General features: G+C 58.9%; 14 protein-coding genes, 1 tRNA gene and 3 pseudogenes. 8 read left to right on the plus strand and 10 right to left on the minus strand.

The annotated features are described in order from the left end of the window. Nucleotides 1–5: 5 nt before the first annotated feature. Both EV130_RS11215 and EV130_RS11220 read right to left on the minus strand, forming a co-directional pair. The gene (locus tag EV130_RS11215) at nucleotides 6–668 is read right to left on the minus strand and encodes a class I SAM-dependent methyltransferase (protein ID WP_074060015.1); all 663 of its coding nucleotides are present in this window, start codon (nucleotides 666–668) and stop codon (nucleotides 6–8) included. A gap of 201 nt (nucleotides 669–869) precedes the next feature. After that, nucleotides 870–1,196, minus strand: coding sequence for a hypothetical protein (locus tag EV130_RS11220; protein ID WP_074060014.1), 327 nt, complete (start codon nucleotides 1,194–1,196; stop codon nucleotides 870–872). A gap of 197 nt (nucleotides 1,197–1,393) precedes the next feature. On the opposite strand from EV130_RS11220, the gene EV130_RS11225 reads away from it, so the two are divergent. Both EV130_RS11225 and EV130_RS33315 read left to right on the plus strand, forming a co-directional pair. Then, complete coding sequence (locus EV130_RS11225; protein ID WP_074060013.1) at nucleotides 1,394–1,864, plus strand: aminoacyl-tRNA deacylase; 471 nt, start codon at nucleotides 1,394–1,396, stop codon at nucleotides 1,862–1,864. 1,007 nt (nucleotides 1,865–2,871) lie between these two features. Beyond that, nucleotides 2,872–3,165, plus strand: a pseudogene (locus EV130_RS33315) (type II toxin-antitoxin system HipA family toxin); the annotation flags it as partial. A 518-nt stretch (nucleotides 3,166–3,683) separates the two neighbouring features. Here EV130_RS33315 and EV130_RS11235 read toward each other — a convergent pair. From EV130_RS11235 to EV130_RS11245, 3 genes are all read right to left on the minus strand, one after another. Further along, nucleotides 3,684–3,760: transfer RNA gene (locus EV130_RS11235), tRNA-Arg, on the minus strand. 121 nt (nucleotides 3,761–3,881) lie between these two features. Next, entirely contained in the window at nucleotides 3,882–5,381 is a 1,500-nt protein-coding gene (locus EV130_RS11240; RefSeq protein ID WP_074060012.1) for an ATP-binding protein, read from the minus strand. A gap of 144 nt (nucleotides 5,382–5,525) precedes the next feature. Further along, the gene (locus EV130_RS11245; RefSeq protein WP_132660302.1) at nucleotides 5,526–7,523 is read right to left on the minus strand and encodes a methyl-accepting chemotaxis protein; all 1,998 of its coding nucleotides are present in this window, start codon (nucleotides 7,521–7,523) and stop codon (nucleotides 5,526–5,528) included. A gap of 451 nt (nucleotides 7,524–7,974) precedes the next feature. On the opposite strand from EV130_RS11245, the gene rpmH reads away from it, so the two are divergent. The 4 genes from rpmH (at nucleotide 7,975) to yihA (ending at nucleotide 11,122) form a co-directional block, all read left to right on the plus strand. Then, on the plus strand, nucleotides 7,975–8,109 hold the full coding sequence (gene rpmH / locus EV130_RS11255; RefSeq protein ID WP_016552555.1) for a 50S ribosomal protein L34: 135 nt from the start codon (nucleotides 7,975–7,977) through the stop codon (nucleotides 8,107–8,109). 21 nt (nucleotides 8,110–8,130) lie between these two features. Further along, entirely contained in the window at nucleotides 8,131–8,529 is a 399-nt protein-coding gene (gene rnpA, locus EV130_RS11260) for a ribonuclease P protein component (protein WP_074060010.1), read from the plus strand. Continuing rightward, nucleotides 8,529–10,319, plus strand: coding sequence for a membrane protein insertase YidC (gene yidC / locus EV130_RS11265; protein WP_132660306.1), 1,791 nt, complete (start codon nucleotides 8,529–8,531; stop codon nucleotides 10,317–10,319). Before rnpA ends, yidC begins: the two co-directional genes overlap by 1 nt. Before the next feature lie 146 nt (nucleotides 10,320–10,465). Then, nucleotides 10,466–11,122: a ribosome biogenesis GTP-binding protein YihA/YsxC gene (gene yihA / locus EV130_RS11270; RefSeq protein WP_074060008.1), complete on the plus strand. Its 657-nt coding sequence runs from the start codon at nucleotides 10,466–10,468 to the stop codon at nucleotides 11,120–11,122. A 32-nt stretch (nucleotides 11,123–11,154) separates the two neighbouring features. On the opposite strand, the pseudogene EV130_RS33320 reads toward yihA, so the two are convergent. The 3 genes and pseudogenes from EV130_RS33320 to EV130_RS11285 all read right to left on the minus strand — a co-directional run. Beyond that, nucleotides 11,155–11,436 (minus strand): annotated as a pseudogene (locus EV130_RS33320) (fasciclin domain-containing protein); the annotation flags it as partial. Between the two features lie 106 nt (nucleotides 11,437–11,542). After that, a complete protein-coding gene (locus EV130_RS11280; protein WP_132551112.1) occupies nucleotides 11,543–12,268 on the minus strand; it encodes an anti-sigma factor in 726 nt (241 codons plus the stop codon). Continuing rightward, nucleotides 12,265–12,806, minus strand: a pseudogene (locus tag EV130_RS11285) (sigma-70 family RNA polymerase sigma factor). Before EV130_RS11285 ends, EV130_RS11280 begins: the two are co-directional and overlap by 4 nt. A gap of 121 nt (nucleotides 12,807–12,927) precedes the next feature. Between EV130_RS11285 and argB the strand changes: the two are divergent. Further along, a complete protein-coding gene (gene argB / locus EV130_RS11290) occupies nucleotides 12,928–13,815 on the plus strand; it encodes an acetylglutamate kinase (RefSeq protein ID WP_132660308.1) in 888 nt (295 codons plus the stop codon). A gap of 1 nt (nucleotide 13,816) precedes the next feature. Here the strand turns inward: argB and EV130_RS11295 are convergent, their stop codons facing one another. Together EV130_RS11295 and EV130_RS11300 are read right to left on the minus strand one after the other, a co-directional pair. After that, nucleotides 13,817–14,596 (minus strand): isocitrate lyase/PEP mutase family protein, encoded by a 780-nt coding sequence (locus EV130_RS11295; protein WP_074060005.1) that lies wholly within the window; start codon nucleotides 14,594–14,596, stop codon nucleotides 13,817–13,819. Then, nucleotides 14,596–15,672: a bifunctional transcriptional activator/DNA repair enzyme AdaA gene (locus tag EV130_RS11300; protein ID WP_132660310.1), complete on the minus strand. Its 1,077-nt coding sequence runs from the start codon at nucleotides 15,670–15,672 to the stop codon at nucleotides 14,596–14,598. Before EV130_RS11300 ends, EV130_RS11295 begins: the two co-directional genes overlap by 1 nt. Nucleotides 15,673–15,770: 98 nt before the next feature. Here EV130_RS11300 and EV130_RS11305 point away from each other — a divergent pair, with 98 nt between their 5' ends. Then, on the plus strand, nucleotides 15,771–16,481 hold the full coding sequence (locus EV130_RS11305; RefSeq protein WP_132660312.1) for a pyrimidine 5'-nucleotidase: 711 nt from the start codon (nucleotides 15,771–15,773) through the stop codon (nucleotides 16,479–16,481). The last annotated feature ends 202 nt before the right edge of the window (nucleotides 16,482–16,683 follow it).

The raw sequence follows: 16,683 nt of genomic DNA on the forward strand, positions 1-16,683 counted from the left end.
TTGCATCAGCCGCCAATCTCCCCAGCGGCCGTTTTTACCTCCGCTTGCCTGCTATGATATTTGCAGCGCTCCCGCGACAGCTCAAGCGGCTTGCGGCGCGAAATTCTGTAGACTGCGGCAGGCGGCAGGTTCCGCATCGTGCCGCCGATATGCGTTGCCTTGAGTCCCATCCGGTCGAGGATTGGCCGCGGCACAGGGCAGCGTGGCCCGTAAGTGAATTGGTAAAACGCACCGCCTGGCCGCATGTAGCTGAAAGCGCCAGCGAGAATGGCGGTGATCTTGCGCGGCGACATCGAAAGCAACGGCAAGCCGCTCACCACTGCCCCAACTGGCTCGCCCTGGAAGATTTCGGCCTGTGCCAGATGCCCCGCATCCATCTGCAGGACACGGGCGGCCGGAAAGCGGGCCTTGAGGCCATCGATGAATTCCGGGCCATACTCGATCAACGTTAGATCCGCCTCTTTGAGGCCGCGCGCAAGCAGCGCCCTGGTGAAAACTCCCGTACCGGGGCCAAGTTCGATGATCGGCCCGTCAAGCGCGGCGATCTCCTTCGTCATCAGCTTGGCAAGCGAAACGCCGGAGGGAGCGATTGCAGCGACGCGAAGTGGATTGGTGATCCACGAACGGAAGAAGTGCAGGAAATCCGAGCATGCCATGTCTGCTGTCATGTTGATTGGCCCCACTTTTGAAATCAAACGCCCTTACCTGCCAGGCACCGCTTCCCGAACATCGATTTGCAGACGCCATCGGCAAAGGATCCCTTATTGCACTTTTTTATCTATTGCATTTTTGCACTTAGTGCAAGAGATGGTCGCGGGCAGATGCCGCCACACCAGCCGGCAAGAAATTCCCCACCGTCAATAAGAGCGTTACGGACTGCCAGATCGTTCGTAGACGGCGCGATAACCTTCGGACGAGGCGCAGGCATCATATTGCCTGCGCGCAGCGTCGCGCGAGAGCGCTTCGGCTTCGGCGCTATCATAGTCACCAGTCATCTGTGCACGCAGTTTGTACTGCTGCGCCGCTTCGCTATACATCGCGTTGGCTTCGCCGATGCACATCACGTGAGCAATGAACGGCGGATTGACCGGGCTTGCCACGGGATAGAGAACCGGCTTGGCGTCATAGGTGACACATCCGGCAAGAACGACCGCGACCGCCGCCATCGAAATCACAACCTGGGTTCTCGCCTTCATAATTCTCCCCGCGCCCCGCTCCGCACCACTTCGGCGCTGGACGACGATACCTGCGCAAGATTGCGCGAAACTAAGCAAGTTGATCGAGGACGGTCTCCCAACGCCTACACTTGCAGCCGCCCATTCGTCGTTGACTTCCCGGATGATGAGAGGAAAATGTCCTTATGCGTCCCAGGCAAACATAGGGAGTGCCTACGATGACGATCGCGGGGAAACTTCAGGACTATATCGCCGGTGAGGGTATCGCTTACGACACCGTCGCTCATCACCGCACTGCAACAACCAGCCAGTCGGCGCAAGCCGCACACATTCCGGGCAGCAGGCTGGCCAAATCCGTGGTCGTCCATCACGAAACGGGCTACGTCCTTGCTGTTGTTCCGAGCACACACCGGATCGAGCTCTCCACATTGCAGGATCTGATGAACAGGCGCCTTGGTCTCGCCTCGGAGGAGGAGGTTAGCTCGCTTTTTTCGGATTGCGACATTGGCGCGGTACCACCCATCGGATCTGCTTACGATGTGCCTGTCATCCTCGACGAGAGCCTCGGCGAGGCGAGTGACGTCTATTTCGAAGGCGGTGACCACAAGACACTGGTGCATGTCAGTGGGCCTAACTTTCGCAGTCTGATGAAAGATGCGCAAATCGCCCGCTTCAGCCACCGGCCGTAGATCACACAATCCCGGTCGTCGACAGGGTGGGCCCTCATTGACTTCATGGACAGCCGGCCGCAGATGAAGTGGCTGTATAACTTTTCCGATGAGTCGTCTAGGTTGTACGCCGGTGGAGTCAACGAGCAATTGCCGGAGTCAACCAACGTGAACGACAGCAACAAGAATCCAGAGCAGCTGGCGCGCGATCAGATCGACGAGTGAAGGGGTGACGTGTCTGCGGGCTCGGTCCCACGCCTCATGTCCTATGCCATGCCCAAGGGCGGCCAAGGAGTTAGATCGGCGCGGGGGCAGCCGTTTGGCGTTCGATGCGCGCCTGTGGGGCCGAAGCCGAACCACGGATCAGATTTTCCGTGAAGGCTTAGCCAAAGAACTCCGTACAACCAACTTCATGACACCCCGAACTTCTCAACCGTCGCGCCCGGCGCGCGGAAATATGTATATAATTCTGGTCACAAACCGGTCTTATGACCAATCAAATGAACAAAGCTTGACTTCATCCCAACCGCCATAGAGGCGTGTATGTCACGCCTTCTGGTGATCCGAAACTAACAAAGGTGATGTCATCGCCTGGATCGACATTATGCTTGGCAGTTACGACAACGAACTTTTGCGTATCGCCCCGGTTGGTCGCCAGAAAGCCTATTCCCGTATAATCGTCGCCGTTCTTCTGGACGAAAACGGCCGGCACACTCTTACGATATTTCTGCGCTACCTAGGTTGGGCCTAGCAAGACGTTGTCGAGGATGCGGAGCGAGATGATGTACGCGATCCGGGTCTTGTGCCACAGCGAAGGGGCCCGTTGGGAACGAGCACGCCGTTATCGGACACAAGCCCCCATTCGATGAGCTGATTGAGTAGCAAACCAACCACCTACATATTTTGAGTGGCTTGCGTCGCGATTTATAACTATCGCGTATATGAAACACGCGAAAGTTAGAAAATCTTGTTTTCTCGACATCGTAGATGCCAACTTTCCCGTATGTGAGATACGCGAAAGTTGGAAAATGCCGCTGCATCTGGTCGGAGAAAACATCGATAAGGCTCGTAGCCACTACCAGGCTGAGACGGGAAAACTCGTCCAGCTCATGCGCGGCATCTATGTCGATGCTGGCGAGGATATCGAGGCGACTGTGCTGAGACACGCCGTCCGGATCGCAAGATACCTCTATCCCCATGCCTACCTGTCAGCCGCAAGCGCCGTACTTCTGGGGCCAACGCGGGACGGTCGCCTGTTCCTCAGCGGGCGGCGGATACAGCGCACGCGCCTGCGGTCAACCAGGCCGGTGCCGCACTTGGCAAAGCGGTCGCTGGGAAATTCATCGAGCGGGCAAAAAAAGACGGGTCAGACTAGCGGAAGGGAGGAGGCCGGTTTGATCCGTTTGCCAGCGGATGACCGCCGGCGCCTTCTCCTGAGAATGTCGCAATCCCAAGCGAGGGGTTCTCGGTCGAACGTTCCGTTCACGCAGCAGCCGACGTGCGAGACGATGCAGATGCGGCGCGTCTCATGGCCATTGCTTTCCCACTATGTGTGCTTTTTGGCGATCAAGGGATCGTCCATTGCCTCAGATTGCGCCTGCAGCTCTTCCAGGCCTGAATTGATGAGGTCATGACCCGCGGCCGTTTTTTAGTCGTGAAAGACAAGCGGCACACGCGGGTCGGTTGCTTCGCACCAAAGACGGCGGACAAGCGCGATGCGGGATGCTTCGTCGCGATCGTCCTTTGGCTTCGAAGCGCGCGACGACGCCCATGTGCGTGAATGGGCACAGAAAAATAGCCCAAAGGGCTCTGCGTAAGTATTTGTTTTTATGGGAAGTAATGGCGCACCCGAAGAGATTCGAACTCCTGACCCCCAGATTCGTAGTCTGGTGCTCTATCCAGCTGAGCTACGGGTGCGTACCAAAGCGGCCGTGCCGCTTGCGTGGGCGATCCTCTAAAGCGTCCTTTTGGCGAATGCAATAGCAATTCGAAAAAAATCACGACTTTGGTTGCAGATGGCTGAGATGCGGAATTTGCATCACTTTTCCGCCTGGGTGCGCGAACGGTAGTCCTCCAGCGAAACCGGCCGGTCCGGGATTTCGATGCGGAACTGCGTGCCGGCCGCGGGCTTCTCGACGAGGGCGATCGTGCCGCCATGCGCCAGGACCAGTTCGCGCGCGATCGTAAGTCCGAGGCCTGTGCCGCCGCTGCGGGCCGAACCGCGGAAGGCCGCAAAGAGATTCTGCCGGGCCTTCATCGGCATGCCCGGCCCGGTATCGTCAACGATGATGCTGACGACGCTACCGACCCGCTGGGCCGATACAGTGATGCGTTTGACGCCGTCAGGGGCAGTTTCGCCGGTCAACGCCTGCAACGCGTTCCGGCAGAGATTGTGAATCACACGGAAGAGTTGCTCGCTATCGGCATCGATCTCTATGTCCGGCGGCATCTGCTCGGCAAACTCAACGCCGCTCTGCGGATCGATCGCCAGCATATCCCGAACGTCCTGCGTCAGATCGTAGAGCCTGACCCGCCGCCGGCGGGGCGCCGATTCGCTTGCCTGACCAAAGGAGAGCACTTCCGTCGTATAGCCGACCGCGCGATCGATGGTGCGCAGAAGCTTCGGTGCGAAGCTCTTAACCATCGGGTCATCGACATCTACGAGACGATCTGACATCAGCTGTGCCGAGGCAAGGATGTTGCGCATGTCATGATTGATCTTTGAAACCGCAAGGCCAAGTGCCGCAAGATTCTTCTGCTGCTTCAGCGTCTTTTGTAGTTCCATCTGCATTGCCGTCAGACGCCGTCCCGCGACCGCCAGTTCATCGCGCCCGCCATCGCCCACGAAGATATGCTGCGGGTTTTCCGGATCGGCCGAAAACTGCTGCATGTTGCCGGTCAGCCTGCGAATCGGGCGGATCAGGATGCGATTAATGACGAAGAAAATCAGCGTCGCGGTGAAGAGCGCAATCAGCACGGAGAGGAGCAGAACATTGCGTGCATAGACGAGCATCGCCGTGCGCAACGGCTTTTCCTTCATCAGCACTTCGACGCCCATGTTCGTCTCGCCGACCGGACCGTAAACGCGGATGATGCGGTTGCCGCCAAAAAGCAGCGTATCCAATGCGTCTCCCATGGAACTGATCGGCGTGGCCTTGGTCAGGTCATACTGCTCATCGACGGATGTCGGCATGCTGCTCATCGCCAGAAGCCTGGAGGTGCCTTCCTTGCGAAGAACGATCGCCTTCGTGCCGGTCGCCGCCAATGTTTCCTTCTGCAATGCGTACGGCAGTTCGACGGGCTGCAGGCCATCAATAACGATGGCGGCGGCAGCAGCCGTGTTCAGCTTGTCCTCCAGCCAGCGTATGCGCATGCTGGCGATGGAAGGGAAGAAGATCAGCACTTCGGCGAGCATGATGAACAGGACAGTCAGCCAAAGCAGCTTCCCCGACAGGCCGCCGAACGCACCCGCCGGACGGTTTGCGCCGTCCGCGGCGCTGTCGACAGTCGAATTTTCGCCTTGCTGTTGCTCCGGCATCGTCATTTCCGATCGGCTAAGCGCCTGAAACCAGACTTCTATATTAGCCGATCGAAGCGCGCTTTCAAATCTTCGCGAGCAATGCCAAGCCGCCACAAAAGAAAACGCCGCCCCAAGGCGGCGATTTCTGACTGTCGAAGATGCTCAGAATTCTTCCCAATTCTGCCCGGCAACCGCCGTGTTGCCGTTGAAGGCCCGCGACACGGTCTTCATCACACGGCGCGCCGGCGAGGCCACAGGGCGGTGTTCTTCGCTCCGGGCAACGGCGAGCGGCACTGCAGCAGCATTCGATATCCTGAAATGGGCAATAAGATTGACGAGACCGTCGGCTTCCGCGGAGAGCTTGTGGGTCGCCGCCGAGGTTTCCTCGACCATCGCCGCATTCTGCTGCGTCACCTGGTCCATCTGGTTTATGGCAGTGTTGACCTCCTTGAGACCGGTCGATTGCTCCTTTGCCGCGGTCGCGATCGAATGAATGTGATCGTTGATCGCAATGACGCGGGTTTCGATCTCGCCCAGCGCCTCGCCGGTTGCCTGCACCAGCTTCACACCGACATGAACTTCATCGCCGGATTTGGTAATGAGCGCCTTGATGTCCTTTGCGGCCGTTGCCGAGCGTTGGGCGAGTTCGCGAACCTCCTGCGCCACGACCGCGAAGCCCTTGCCTGCTTCTCCCGCGCGTGCCGCCTCGACGCCGGCATTGAGTGCAAGAAGGTTGGTCTGGAAAGCGATCTCGTCGATTACGTTGATGATCTGGCTGATTTCGCGCGATGCCTGTTCGATACGGCCCATGGCATCGACCGCGTTGCGGACGACGATGCCGGAGCGGCCCGCATTTTCCTTCGCTTCCGAGACCATGATGGTGGCCTCCTGCGCCCGTTCCGTCGAGTTCTGCACGACGGCAGTGATCTCGTCGAGCGCTGCGGAAGTCTCTTCGAGTGCTGCCGCCTGCTGTTCCGTGCGCCTCGAAAGGTCGTCACTGGCAACGCGGAGCTCGTTGGTGTTGCCGTTGATGGCTTCGGTGGTCTCGCGGATCTCGCGCATGGTCGTCTGCAGCGTCTGGAACGTGTTGTTGACGTTCTGCTGCAACTCGGCAAATGCGCCTTGGAAGTCGCCGCGCATGGTTTGTGTCAGATCGCCATCCGCAAGACTTGCAATGACGCGGCGGGTTTCGCCGACGCCGGCATCGACGCTTGAAAGCAGTGTGTTGATATTGCCTGCGAACTGATTGAGATTCTCGTCCTCATAGTCCTTTTCGATACGACGGCTGAAATCACCAGCAGCCGCGGCTGCGACCACGACGGACATGCTCGACTGCAGGTCGTCGCTCTTGGTGCGCATGGCCGCTTCCTGTGCATGCAGGCGCTTGATGGCCAAGCCGTTCTCCTTGAAGACGGCGACGGCGGCTGCCATCTCGCCGATCTCGTCCTTACGGCCGGCATAAGGCACATCCGCGTCGAAATTTCCGTTGGCGACCTCATTGATGGCGGTCGTTACACGCTTGATCGGACGGCTGAGATGACTGGTACCGATGTAAAAGCCCATGCCGACGCCCGTCGAAATGCCGACGCCGGCAATGGCAAGCACGAGCCAGAACAGCGAGGCACGGAAATCTTCGATCTCGGCGTCGACGGCCTGCAACTCAGCCTTGTCGGTTTTGACGATCGCATCGATCTCGGCCTGGAAGGCCTTTCGGTTCGCGCGGTTGGCCTCATTATTGCCTTGGGTGTTGGCGGCTGCCGACCCGACTTCAGTGCCGAGACGGACCGTTTCGGTGCGGAAGGTGCGAAATTCCCTGGCGCGCTCGACGAGCTTTCCGAAGCTTTCCTTCTGGCTTTCGGGAACGAGCGGCGCCCATCCGGCGATCACCTTGTCGATCTCGTCGAGATTCGCCATCAGCCCCTTGGCGAAGTTGCCGGTATCCTTGATTTCCTTCGCCGCGTAGATGCCGCGGGCTTCCATAACTGTCGCAGTCACGAAGCGGTTGAGCCGCTCGCCGGCATAGGCACGCTGTGAGGCGCTCTTGTAGGCGCTGAATTTGTTGTTGTACTCGTTCATGGCGACAAGGGCAGTTGCGCCAATCACAAGGGCGACAGCTGCCATAACGGAAACGAGCAAATTGATCTTGCCGCGGATTTTCAACGGAATGCCTCCTGAGGGTCTAACGACAGTCTGGAAAGCAAATTCCCAGCCGATAGAATGAAGATCGGCTAAATGTCTTAATGTTACATTTCGAATGCGATGGTTTAGTGCTACAAAAAATTACCCATATTATCCGCCCATCGACGCCATTCTTCGCAAAAATTGCATGGACTCGAGTAAAAATATCATCGATGGCATGTCTGCCACGCCAAAATCAGCAAAATTCAACTTTTCGACGTGTTCAACGCAATCGTTAACACCAGAATGCGAATTATTGCTGTCTGGCCCGGCCGAGAGATGATTAAACGGCGATAATTGACTCTTTGGGGCTTCATCCGTATAAGCCGCCGCACGTTCGGTCACTTCGGTCTTTGGCCTCGCCCGTTCGAAAAACAACGCTCCTTGCAATATGCAAATTCAAGAAGGGCCGCACTCCGCGGTGTTTAAATAAATGAAGCGTACCTACCAACCATCGAAGCTTGTCCGCAAGCGCCGCCACGGTTTCCGTGCGCGTATGGCTACCAAGGGCGGCCGCAAGGTCATCGTTGCCCGCCGCGCGCGTGGCCGCAAGCGTCTTTCGGCCTGAGGCCGGATTGCCCGATAACAGATGGCGGGCGAATTGACGACCACTGAAAAAAACACTGCAGGGCGGTTGAAAAGCCGCCCGCAGTTTCTTGCTGTCCGCAACGGCGAAAAACGCAAGGGCCGCCTCTTCCTGCTCGAGGTTCTCGACCGAAAAGAGCCCGAAACCGAAGCCCGCGTCGGCTTCACCGTCACAAAAAAACATGGCAACGCGGTCGAGCGCAACCGCATGCGCCGCCGCATCAAAGAGGCGGTGCGGCTTCATGTGGGGTTTGCAATGCAGCCCGGACACGACTATGTGGTTGTCGCGCGAAGAGACTGCCTGACAGCGTCCTTCAAGGAATTGAGCGCGGAGCTTAAGGCACGCGTCGAAAACAAGCCGAAACACAGGCGATCCTCCGACGGACGCCCCAGGAACGTATGATGCAAAACAACCGCAATTATTTCATTGCGATCGCTCTCTCGGTGCTGATCGTTCTCGGCTGGCAGTTTCTTTACATGAACCCGCGCATCGAAGCACAGCGCAAAGCGCAGGAAGCTCAGAAAGCGCAGCAGCAGAGCGAGCAAACACAGGCTCCTGCTGCAGGCGGCCAGCCCGCACCGCAGACAAGTGGCGCTGCCCCGACCGGCCAGGCCGCAGCGACCGCAACGCGCGAGGAAGCGCTTGCTAAGGCGCCGCGCATCGCCATCGACACCGAAGCGCTCTCTGGCTCCATCAACCTGGCAGGTGCTCGCCTCGACGACCTGAAGCTCAAAGGCTATCACGAGACGGTCGACAAGAGCAGCCCGATCATCACGCTTTTCTCGCCGGCTGACACCAAGGACGGCTACTTCACCGAACTCGGCTATATCGGCAGCGACCAGACCGGAGCAGTTCCCGGTCCCTCAACCGTATGGACGGCGCCTGAAGGCGCCAAGCTCACCGACAAGTCACCGGTGACGCTGACCTATACCAACGACAAGGGTCTGACCTTTGCGCGTACGATTTCGGTCGACGACCGCTACATGTTCACCGTCACGGACAAGGTGACGAATAGCGGAAGCACTCCGGCTTCCATTTCGTCCTACGGGCGCGTTACCCGCTACAACAAGCCGACGACTCCCTCCGTCTACGTCCTGCACGAGGGCTTCATCGGCGTCATCGGTGAAGGCCTGGTCGAGAGCAAATACTCTGCCGTCGAGGAAGAAGCCGTCACGCCCGCCAAGTCCACCGGCGGCTGGCTCGGCATCACCGACAAGTACTGGGCCGCAACGATCGTGCCGCCGCAGAAATCGGCTTATGAGGCCCGCTTCTCGCATTTCACCGATGGCCAGCCACGCTACCAGGCCGACTACAAGGAAGACGCGGTCACGGTTGGTCCCGGACAGTCGATCGAGCTCAAGAATCTCGTCTTTGCCGGAGCCAAGGAAGTTCCGGTGATCGACGGCTATGAGGCCTCCTACCAGATCCCGCGCTTCGACCGGCTGATCGACTGGGGCTGGTTCTATTTCATCACCAAGCCGATGTTCAAGCTGATGGATTTCTTCTTCCGCTACTTCGGCAATTTCGGCGTTGCAATCCTCATGACGACGATCGTCGTCAAGGGGCTGTTCTTCCCGCTCGCCAGCAAGCAGTACGCCTCGATGGCAAACATGAAGCGCGTGCAGCCGAAAATGGAAGAGCTCAAAGCCAAATTCGGCGACGACCGGATGGGCCTGCAGCAGGCGATGATGCAGCTCTACAAGGAAGAGAAGATCAATCCGATTGCCGGCTGCTGGCCGATCGCCTTGCAGATTCCGGTCTTCTTCGCGCTCTACAAGGTCATCTACATCACGATCGAGATGCGCCATGCGCCGTTCTTCGGCTGGATTCAGGACCTCTCGGCGCCCGATCCCACCACCATCTTCAACCTATTCGGCCTGCTTCCGTTCGAAGCGCCCGCCCTCCTGCATCTCGGCGTATGGCCGCTGATAATGGGTATAACGATGTTCGTGCAGATGCGCATGAACCCGACGCCGCCCGACCCAACGCAGGCGATGATCTTCAACTGGATGCCGCTGGTCTTTACCTTCATGCTGGCAAGCTTTCCGGCCGGTCTCGTCATCTACTGGGCCTGGAACAATACGCTCTCCGTTCTCCAGCAGGGGGTCATCATGCGCCGCCACGGCGTGAAGATCGAGCTCTTCGACAATCTCAAGGGCTTGTTCCGGCGAAAAACGGCACCATCGAAATGAATGAGGAAGCCTCGCTTCGGCGGGGCTTTTTCTTTTCGGCAACCTGGTTTCAATGAAGGCGCACCGAGGAACCGTCGGTTGACAAAACCACGCCAAACCTGAATGCCTTATGCGCAACCGATTGGGACGCGCTGGAAAAAAGCGGTATGACGCAAAACAATGAAAAGCCCCTCTTCGGGCGGCCGTGGATTTTCATTCGCGGCGTGCCTTCCATGAAGTTCCTGCCACCGGAAGGGCCGCTGGAAGTGGCGTTCGCCGGACGATCGAATGTCGGCAAGTCGTCGCTCATCAATGCGCTTGTCGGACACAAGGGACTGGCGCGGACCTCCAACACGCCGGGCCGGACGCAGGAACTGAACTACTTCGTTCCAGAGGGCTATTCCGGCGAAGGCGGCGACCTGCCGCCGATGGCGCTCGTCGATATGCCAGGCTACGGTTATGCGCAAGCGCCGAAGGACCAGGTCGATGCCTGGACGAAACTCGTGTTCGATTATCTGCGCGGCCGCGCAACGCTGAAGCGCGTCTACGTGCTTATCGACAGCCGCCATGGCATCAAGAAGAACGACGACGATGTTCTGAGCCTGCTCGACAAGGCCGCTGTTTCCTACCAGATTGTTCTCACCAAAACCGACAAGATCAAGCCGCCCGCGGTTGCCAAGCTGCTCGCGGAAACGGCAGAGAAGATCAAAAAGCGTCCGGCGGCCTTTCCATACGTTATTGCCACCTCTTCCGAAAAGAGCGAGGGATTGGATGAGTTGCGCCAAGCCATTGCCGAAACGGTCGAGATCAAGAACTGGAATTGAGAAAGGCGCCCGCAGCCGCCTCTCCTTCGTCCTGCTGCAACGACGTGGTAGCTCAGCACCTTGACGAGCGCGGGCTGGTTTTCGGGCTTTAGAAGTGTCTCAACCGTGCCCTTCGGCAGGGCTCGAGGTGCCGACAAGTCCGCCGGCCTTCACCGCGCGACCAGGTGTGGTCCTTCGAGTTGACGGCGTTTTCGATGATTCTTCGTCGGGAACGTCGGAGCCCCACCCGCCATGGGGTTGGCGGCCTGCACAGCAAAGGCGATTGCTGATACGGCAGTGGCAAGCGCAATGGTGCGCAAAGCAGACCTCATCATGATCATTCTCCTCGCGCCGGGCGCCGGTTCGCGTGCGGAATGCCTCGGCCGCCCGGACACCGGCATGTACGAGGCGATGCAGGAAGAGTTTCAGAGGAGGCGATTTTTAACGGCGATGGGTGGTGCCACTGGCGACAACCGGTCCTGTCGGTGCGCCGCTCGTCGATCCGCCAAAAGGCTCGAGGCTGACGGCGAGCGTCGTACCCTCGGCAATTTTGCCGCGCAGATCGGGCGGGATAACAAGCTCGCCATCGTCACCCGACTGGAAAATGCCGAGCGACTTATAAGTGCCGCTTCCTGGCACCAGCCAGAGCTCCAGTGATTTTTTCTCAGCCCCGCCTGCCGGCGCGACAGGAACGAGGCGGAGGCTGCCGCTTTGGGTGTCGTAAGAGGCAAGCAGATTGACCTGGCTGTCGGCGGACGACAATTCGGCAATCAGTTGCGATTGACCTTTCGGCGAGGGAGCGTTGCCGGAGGCAAAAATAATGGCACCGATCGCGACGACCAGCGAAGCGAAGGTCAGCGAGCGCCAGAAGACGGCGGAATTCCAAAGACCGCGGGAAAAGGACCGCGAAAGCTCCGGTTCGCCGAATAGGCGTGCCTCGATCTGCTTGAACGTCTCCCGGCCCGGATTCGCGGCCACTTCATACTCGTCGTTGAAAGCAGAAAGGTTCGTTTCCCAGCGGCTGACGATCGCGGCAAACTGACGGTCCCGGCGCATGCGCTCCTCGACCACCCGGCGATCCTGAAACGAAAGAACACCAAGCACGTACTCGCCGGCGAGCACTTCATCACGGGAACGGCCTCCCTTGCTTTGATCCGGCGATGTCATCGCTCCATGCACTCTCTCAGCTTCAAAAGGCTGCGCCGCAGCCATGTCCGCATGGTGTTCAGCGGAACGCCAAACTGATCGGCAAGTTCCTGATGGCTCAGTCCTTCGACGTGGGCCTTCTTTACCGCCTGCGCCCGATCAGCTTCCAACTCTTCCATGCAGGTGTCAATGCGCCTTCCTTCATCAGACATCACGGCCTGCTTTTCCGGGTCGGGACCAGGATCGGGAAGGTCGTACCCACTGTTCAACTCGCCGGCGACAGGCTTTCGCGCTCGCATCTTGTCGATCGCCTGATTGCGGGCAATGGCTGCGAGAAAGGAGGACGGCGTACCCGGCTCGCCACGAAAGCTCCGGCGCCCTGCCAGACCTTTGGATAAACCTCCTGCAACGCCTCTTCGGCGTCAATACGATCGTTCAGGATACTTAGGCATATGGAGAAAATTTTCGGGCTCGTCTCCATGTAGAGATCGGCGAAAGCCTTCCAGTCCGCCCTGGAGATGCGGCCTACCAATTGCGCCGGTCCATCTGTTTTTGACACGATGGCAATGGACGGCGGCCGGCCAAAATTGACAAGAGGCGCACCAACTAATGCGCAGGGCATTATTCCATCTGTCAAAAACTTGAGATAAAAGGCCGCGATCTATTCTGCGGGGTATGCCATGAACCAGTCCGAAAGCGAAACCCAAGCACGCCTTCTCGCACAGGCGCTGCCTTTCATGCAGCGTTACGAGAACAAGACGATCGTCGTCAAATATGGCGGCCATGCCATGGGCAATCCTGAACTCGGCAAGGCCTTCGCCAGCGACATCGCGCTTTTGAAGCAATCCGGCGTCAATCCGATCGTCGTCCATGGCGGCGGCCCACAGATCGGCGCGATGTTGACGAAGATGGGCATCGAATCGAAGTTTGAAGGCGGCCTTCGCGTCACCGACGCCAAGACCGTCGAAATCGTCGAGATGGTGCTTGCCGGCTCCATCAACAAGGAGATCGTGGCACTCATCAACCAGACGGGCGAATGGGCGATCGGGCTTTGCGGCAAGGACGGCAATATGGTCTTTGCCGAAAAGGCGCAGAAGAAGATCAAGGACCCCGATTCAAACATCGAGCGCGTGCTCGACCTCGGCTTCGTCGGCGAGGTCGTCGAAGTCGACCGGACGCTGCTCGATCTGCTCGCCCGTTCGGAAATGATCCCGGTCATCGCACCGGTCGCGCCCGGCCGCGATGGCGCCACCTACAACATCAATGCCGACACCTTCGCAGGCGCTATCGCTGGTGCACTGAATGCCACTCGCCTGCTCTTCCTGACGGACGTTCCCGGAGTGCTCGACAAGCAGGCCAGCCTCATCAAGGAGCTCTCGGTTTCGCAGGCGCACGCACTGATCGCCGACGGCACCATTTCCGGCGGCATGATCCCCAAGGTCGAAACCTGCATCGATGCCATCAAGGCCGGCGTCCAGGGTGTCGTCATTCTGAACGGCAAGACGGCCCATTCGGTGCTGCTCGAAATCTTCACCGAACACGGTGCCGGAACGCTGATCGTTCCTTGATTCAAGCCTGGACCGCGGCGGCAAAGACCGCCTCGGCTGCCTCCTTCAGTTTATCCATCATTGCGCGGTAGGGTCCCGGCCCATAACTGACACGGCCGACGCCGAGCTTTGCCAAGGTCCTCACATCAGGCACGCCTTGCCGCATCATGATGTTGACCGGCAGCCCAACGGCTTCGCACACTCGGCCGATCAGGTCCCGGTTCGACAAACCCGGCGCAAAAAAACCGCTGGCGCCAGCCTCTGCATAGGCGGCTGCCCGATCGATCGCCTCATCCACCAGCAGCGCATGCCGATCGGGATCGGTGGACTTGAGAAACAGGTCGGTGCGGGCATTGATGAAGAACGCAATGCCCTTGGCCTCGGCCATCTCGCGGATGGCGCGGATGCGGGCGGCCTGCTTGTCGATCGGATGCAGCCCGCTGCCGCCTACCACCTGGTCCTCGAAATTGATGCCGACGGCACCGGCATCAATTAGTCTGGCGACGTTGGCGGCCGCTCCCGCTTTGTCGGTCGAATACGCACCCTCGAAATCGACGGAAAGAGGCAAGTCGTTGGCCGCAGTGATCGACCGCACCGTTGCGACAAGCGCTTCCAGCGGGAGTTTTTCGCCGTCCCCATAACCTTGCGCTGCAGCAACCGACCAACTGCCGGTCGCGAGCGCCTTGGCGCCTGCGTCGCTGACAGCCTTCCCCGAGCCGGCATCCCAGATATTATAGAGGACGACCGGATTGCCTTTCTGATGCAACGCGCCGAACGCCTTCGCCTTTTCCACCTGGTTCATTAAACTTCCTCCTTAAACAGCCCGTTTGGCCGCATTTTTCCTTCGTGCCTCAAAAGCCATTGTTTGCGCCAGAGCCCGCCGCCATAGCCTGTCAGTGATCCGTCTGCGCCAACCACGCGGTGGCAGGGGATGACGATCGCTATCTGGTTTGCACCGTTGGCGCGGCCGATCGCACGCACCATCTGCGGGTTTTCCATTTCCCTGGCCAGATCACCATAGCCGCGTCTTTCTCCGACCGGAATTTCCCGAAGCTTCGCCCAGACCGCCCGCTCGAAGGCGGTGCTGTTGGCGAGCGCCAAGGGAGTTTTGAAGTTCGCGGATTTGCCCTCGAAATAGGCTTTCAGCTCGGCATCGATCTGTTCGATCGCAGGCGGTCTGCCGGCGGCAACCGAGGAACGCGTCTTGCGCTGCAGGTTTTCCAGCTCAGCCTGAAGCGCCTTGCGATCGTGGAACTCCAGAAGATGCAGATGCGTCTGATCGGCCACTGCGACCATCGGCCCGAGCGGCGTTTCAAACCAGTCTGCGAAGAGCAGTTCGCGGTTGATCGACATGGCAGGCGCCTTGCCTATCAACCGCTGGAACGCGGCGCGAAACCCGCTGGCCGATTCGTAACCTGCATCCAGCTGGACATCGATGACGCGGGCGCCGCCCGCAAGCTGCCTTGCTGCCTCGCCGACACGGCGGTAGCGGGCGATGTCTAAAAATGTCATGCCCAGCGATCGTTTGAAAGCGCGCCGAACCGTGGAGGGATCGTAACCTCGGCGGACCAGATCATCCTCGGTCCATCGCGCCGCCGGAGCGCAATCGAGCGCTTCCAGCAGTTCGTCGACGATCGGTTCCCTGCCCGCCTGTTCCAGTGGCCTGCAGCGCCGGCAGGGCCGGAAGCCGGACTGCATGCAGGTGGCGATGGAATCGTAGAAGAGCGTGTTCTCACGTTTCGGCTTGCGCGCGGGGCAAGTCAACCGGCAGAAGACGCCGGTCGTTCTCACGCAGACATAGGCAAGCCCCTCGTAATCGGAGCTGCGGGCGAGCAGCGCATCATAAAGCGTGTCTTCATTGGGAAGATCGAAAAGCATGGATGGCCTTTTATCATCCCTTCCCTTTTCCGTCCGTCGAAAATCGGGCGTCTATTTTTTTGTTCGGCAATTTCCTTGGCCCATGCCATAACGCCGCCATGACAAAGATAGATCGCACTCCGACCAAGGCCGATTTTGCGCATGTGACCGAATGGGTCTTCGACCTCGACAACACGCTTTATCCGCATCACGTCAATCTCTTCGCGCAGATCGACCAGAACATGACAGCCTATGTCTCGGCGCTTCTGCAGATGGAGCGGGACGAGGCGCGCAAGCTGCAGAAGCAATATTATCTGGATCACGGCACCACGCTGCAGGGTCTGATGATCCATCACGGCGTCGACCCGAACGACTTTTTGGAAAAGGCCCATGCCATCGACTATTCGAGCCTCACGGCTCAGCCCGAATTGGGTGCGGCGATCAAAGCCCTTCCGGGCCGCAAGTTCATCTTCACCAACGGCAGCGTCAAACATGCCGAAATGACGGCCGGTGCGCTCGGCATTCTCGAACATTTCGACGACATCTTCGACATCGTCGCCGCCGAATTCGTACCGAAGCCGGCACAGGTTACCTATGACAAGTTCATGGCGCTCAAACGGGTCGAAACCGGCAAGGCGGCCATGTTCGAGGACCTGCCGCGCAACCTCGTGGTTCCAAAGACGCTCGGCATGCAGACCGTGCTGCTGGTGCCGAACAACCTCGAGGAAACCATCGTCGAATGGTGGGAACAAACGAGCGGCGACGAGGACCATATCGATTTCGTCACCGACGATCTTGCTGCCTTTCTGGCAAGGGTGGTTGTGGACTAGGTTGCAAAGCTTTCATTCAGCTTGCCGGTCAATCAGATTGACGCATCGGCCTGCCTTTCCCGAACGCGATCCCCAGCGAGTGGATGGCCAAATTGCGGCAACGAAAACGCGCTCCAAACGCTCTGCAGACGGCCGGTGAACAGCCGAAGATTTCGAAGCGCGCCGACCGTCCGCTGGGATCAGCGCTCGGGGGTGCCGCAGG

Source organism: Rhizobium azibense (assembly GCF_004342325.1).
Classification (GTDB): Bacteria; Pseudomonadota; Alphaproteobacteria; order Rhizobiales; family Rhizobiaceae; genus Rhizobium; species Rhizobium etli_B.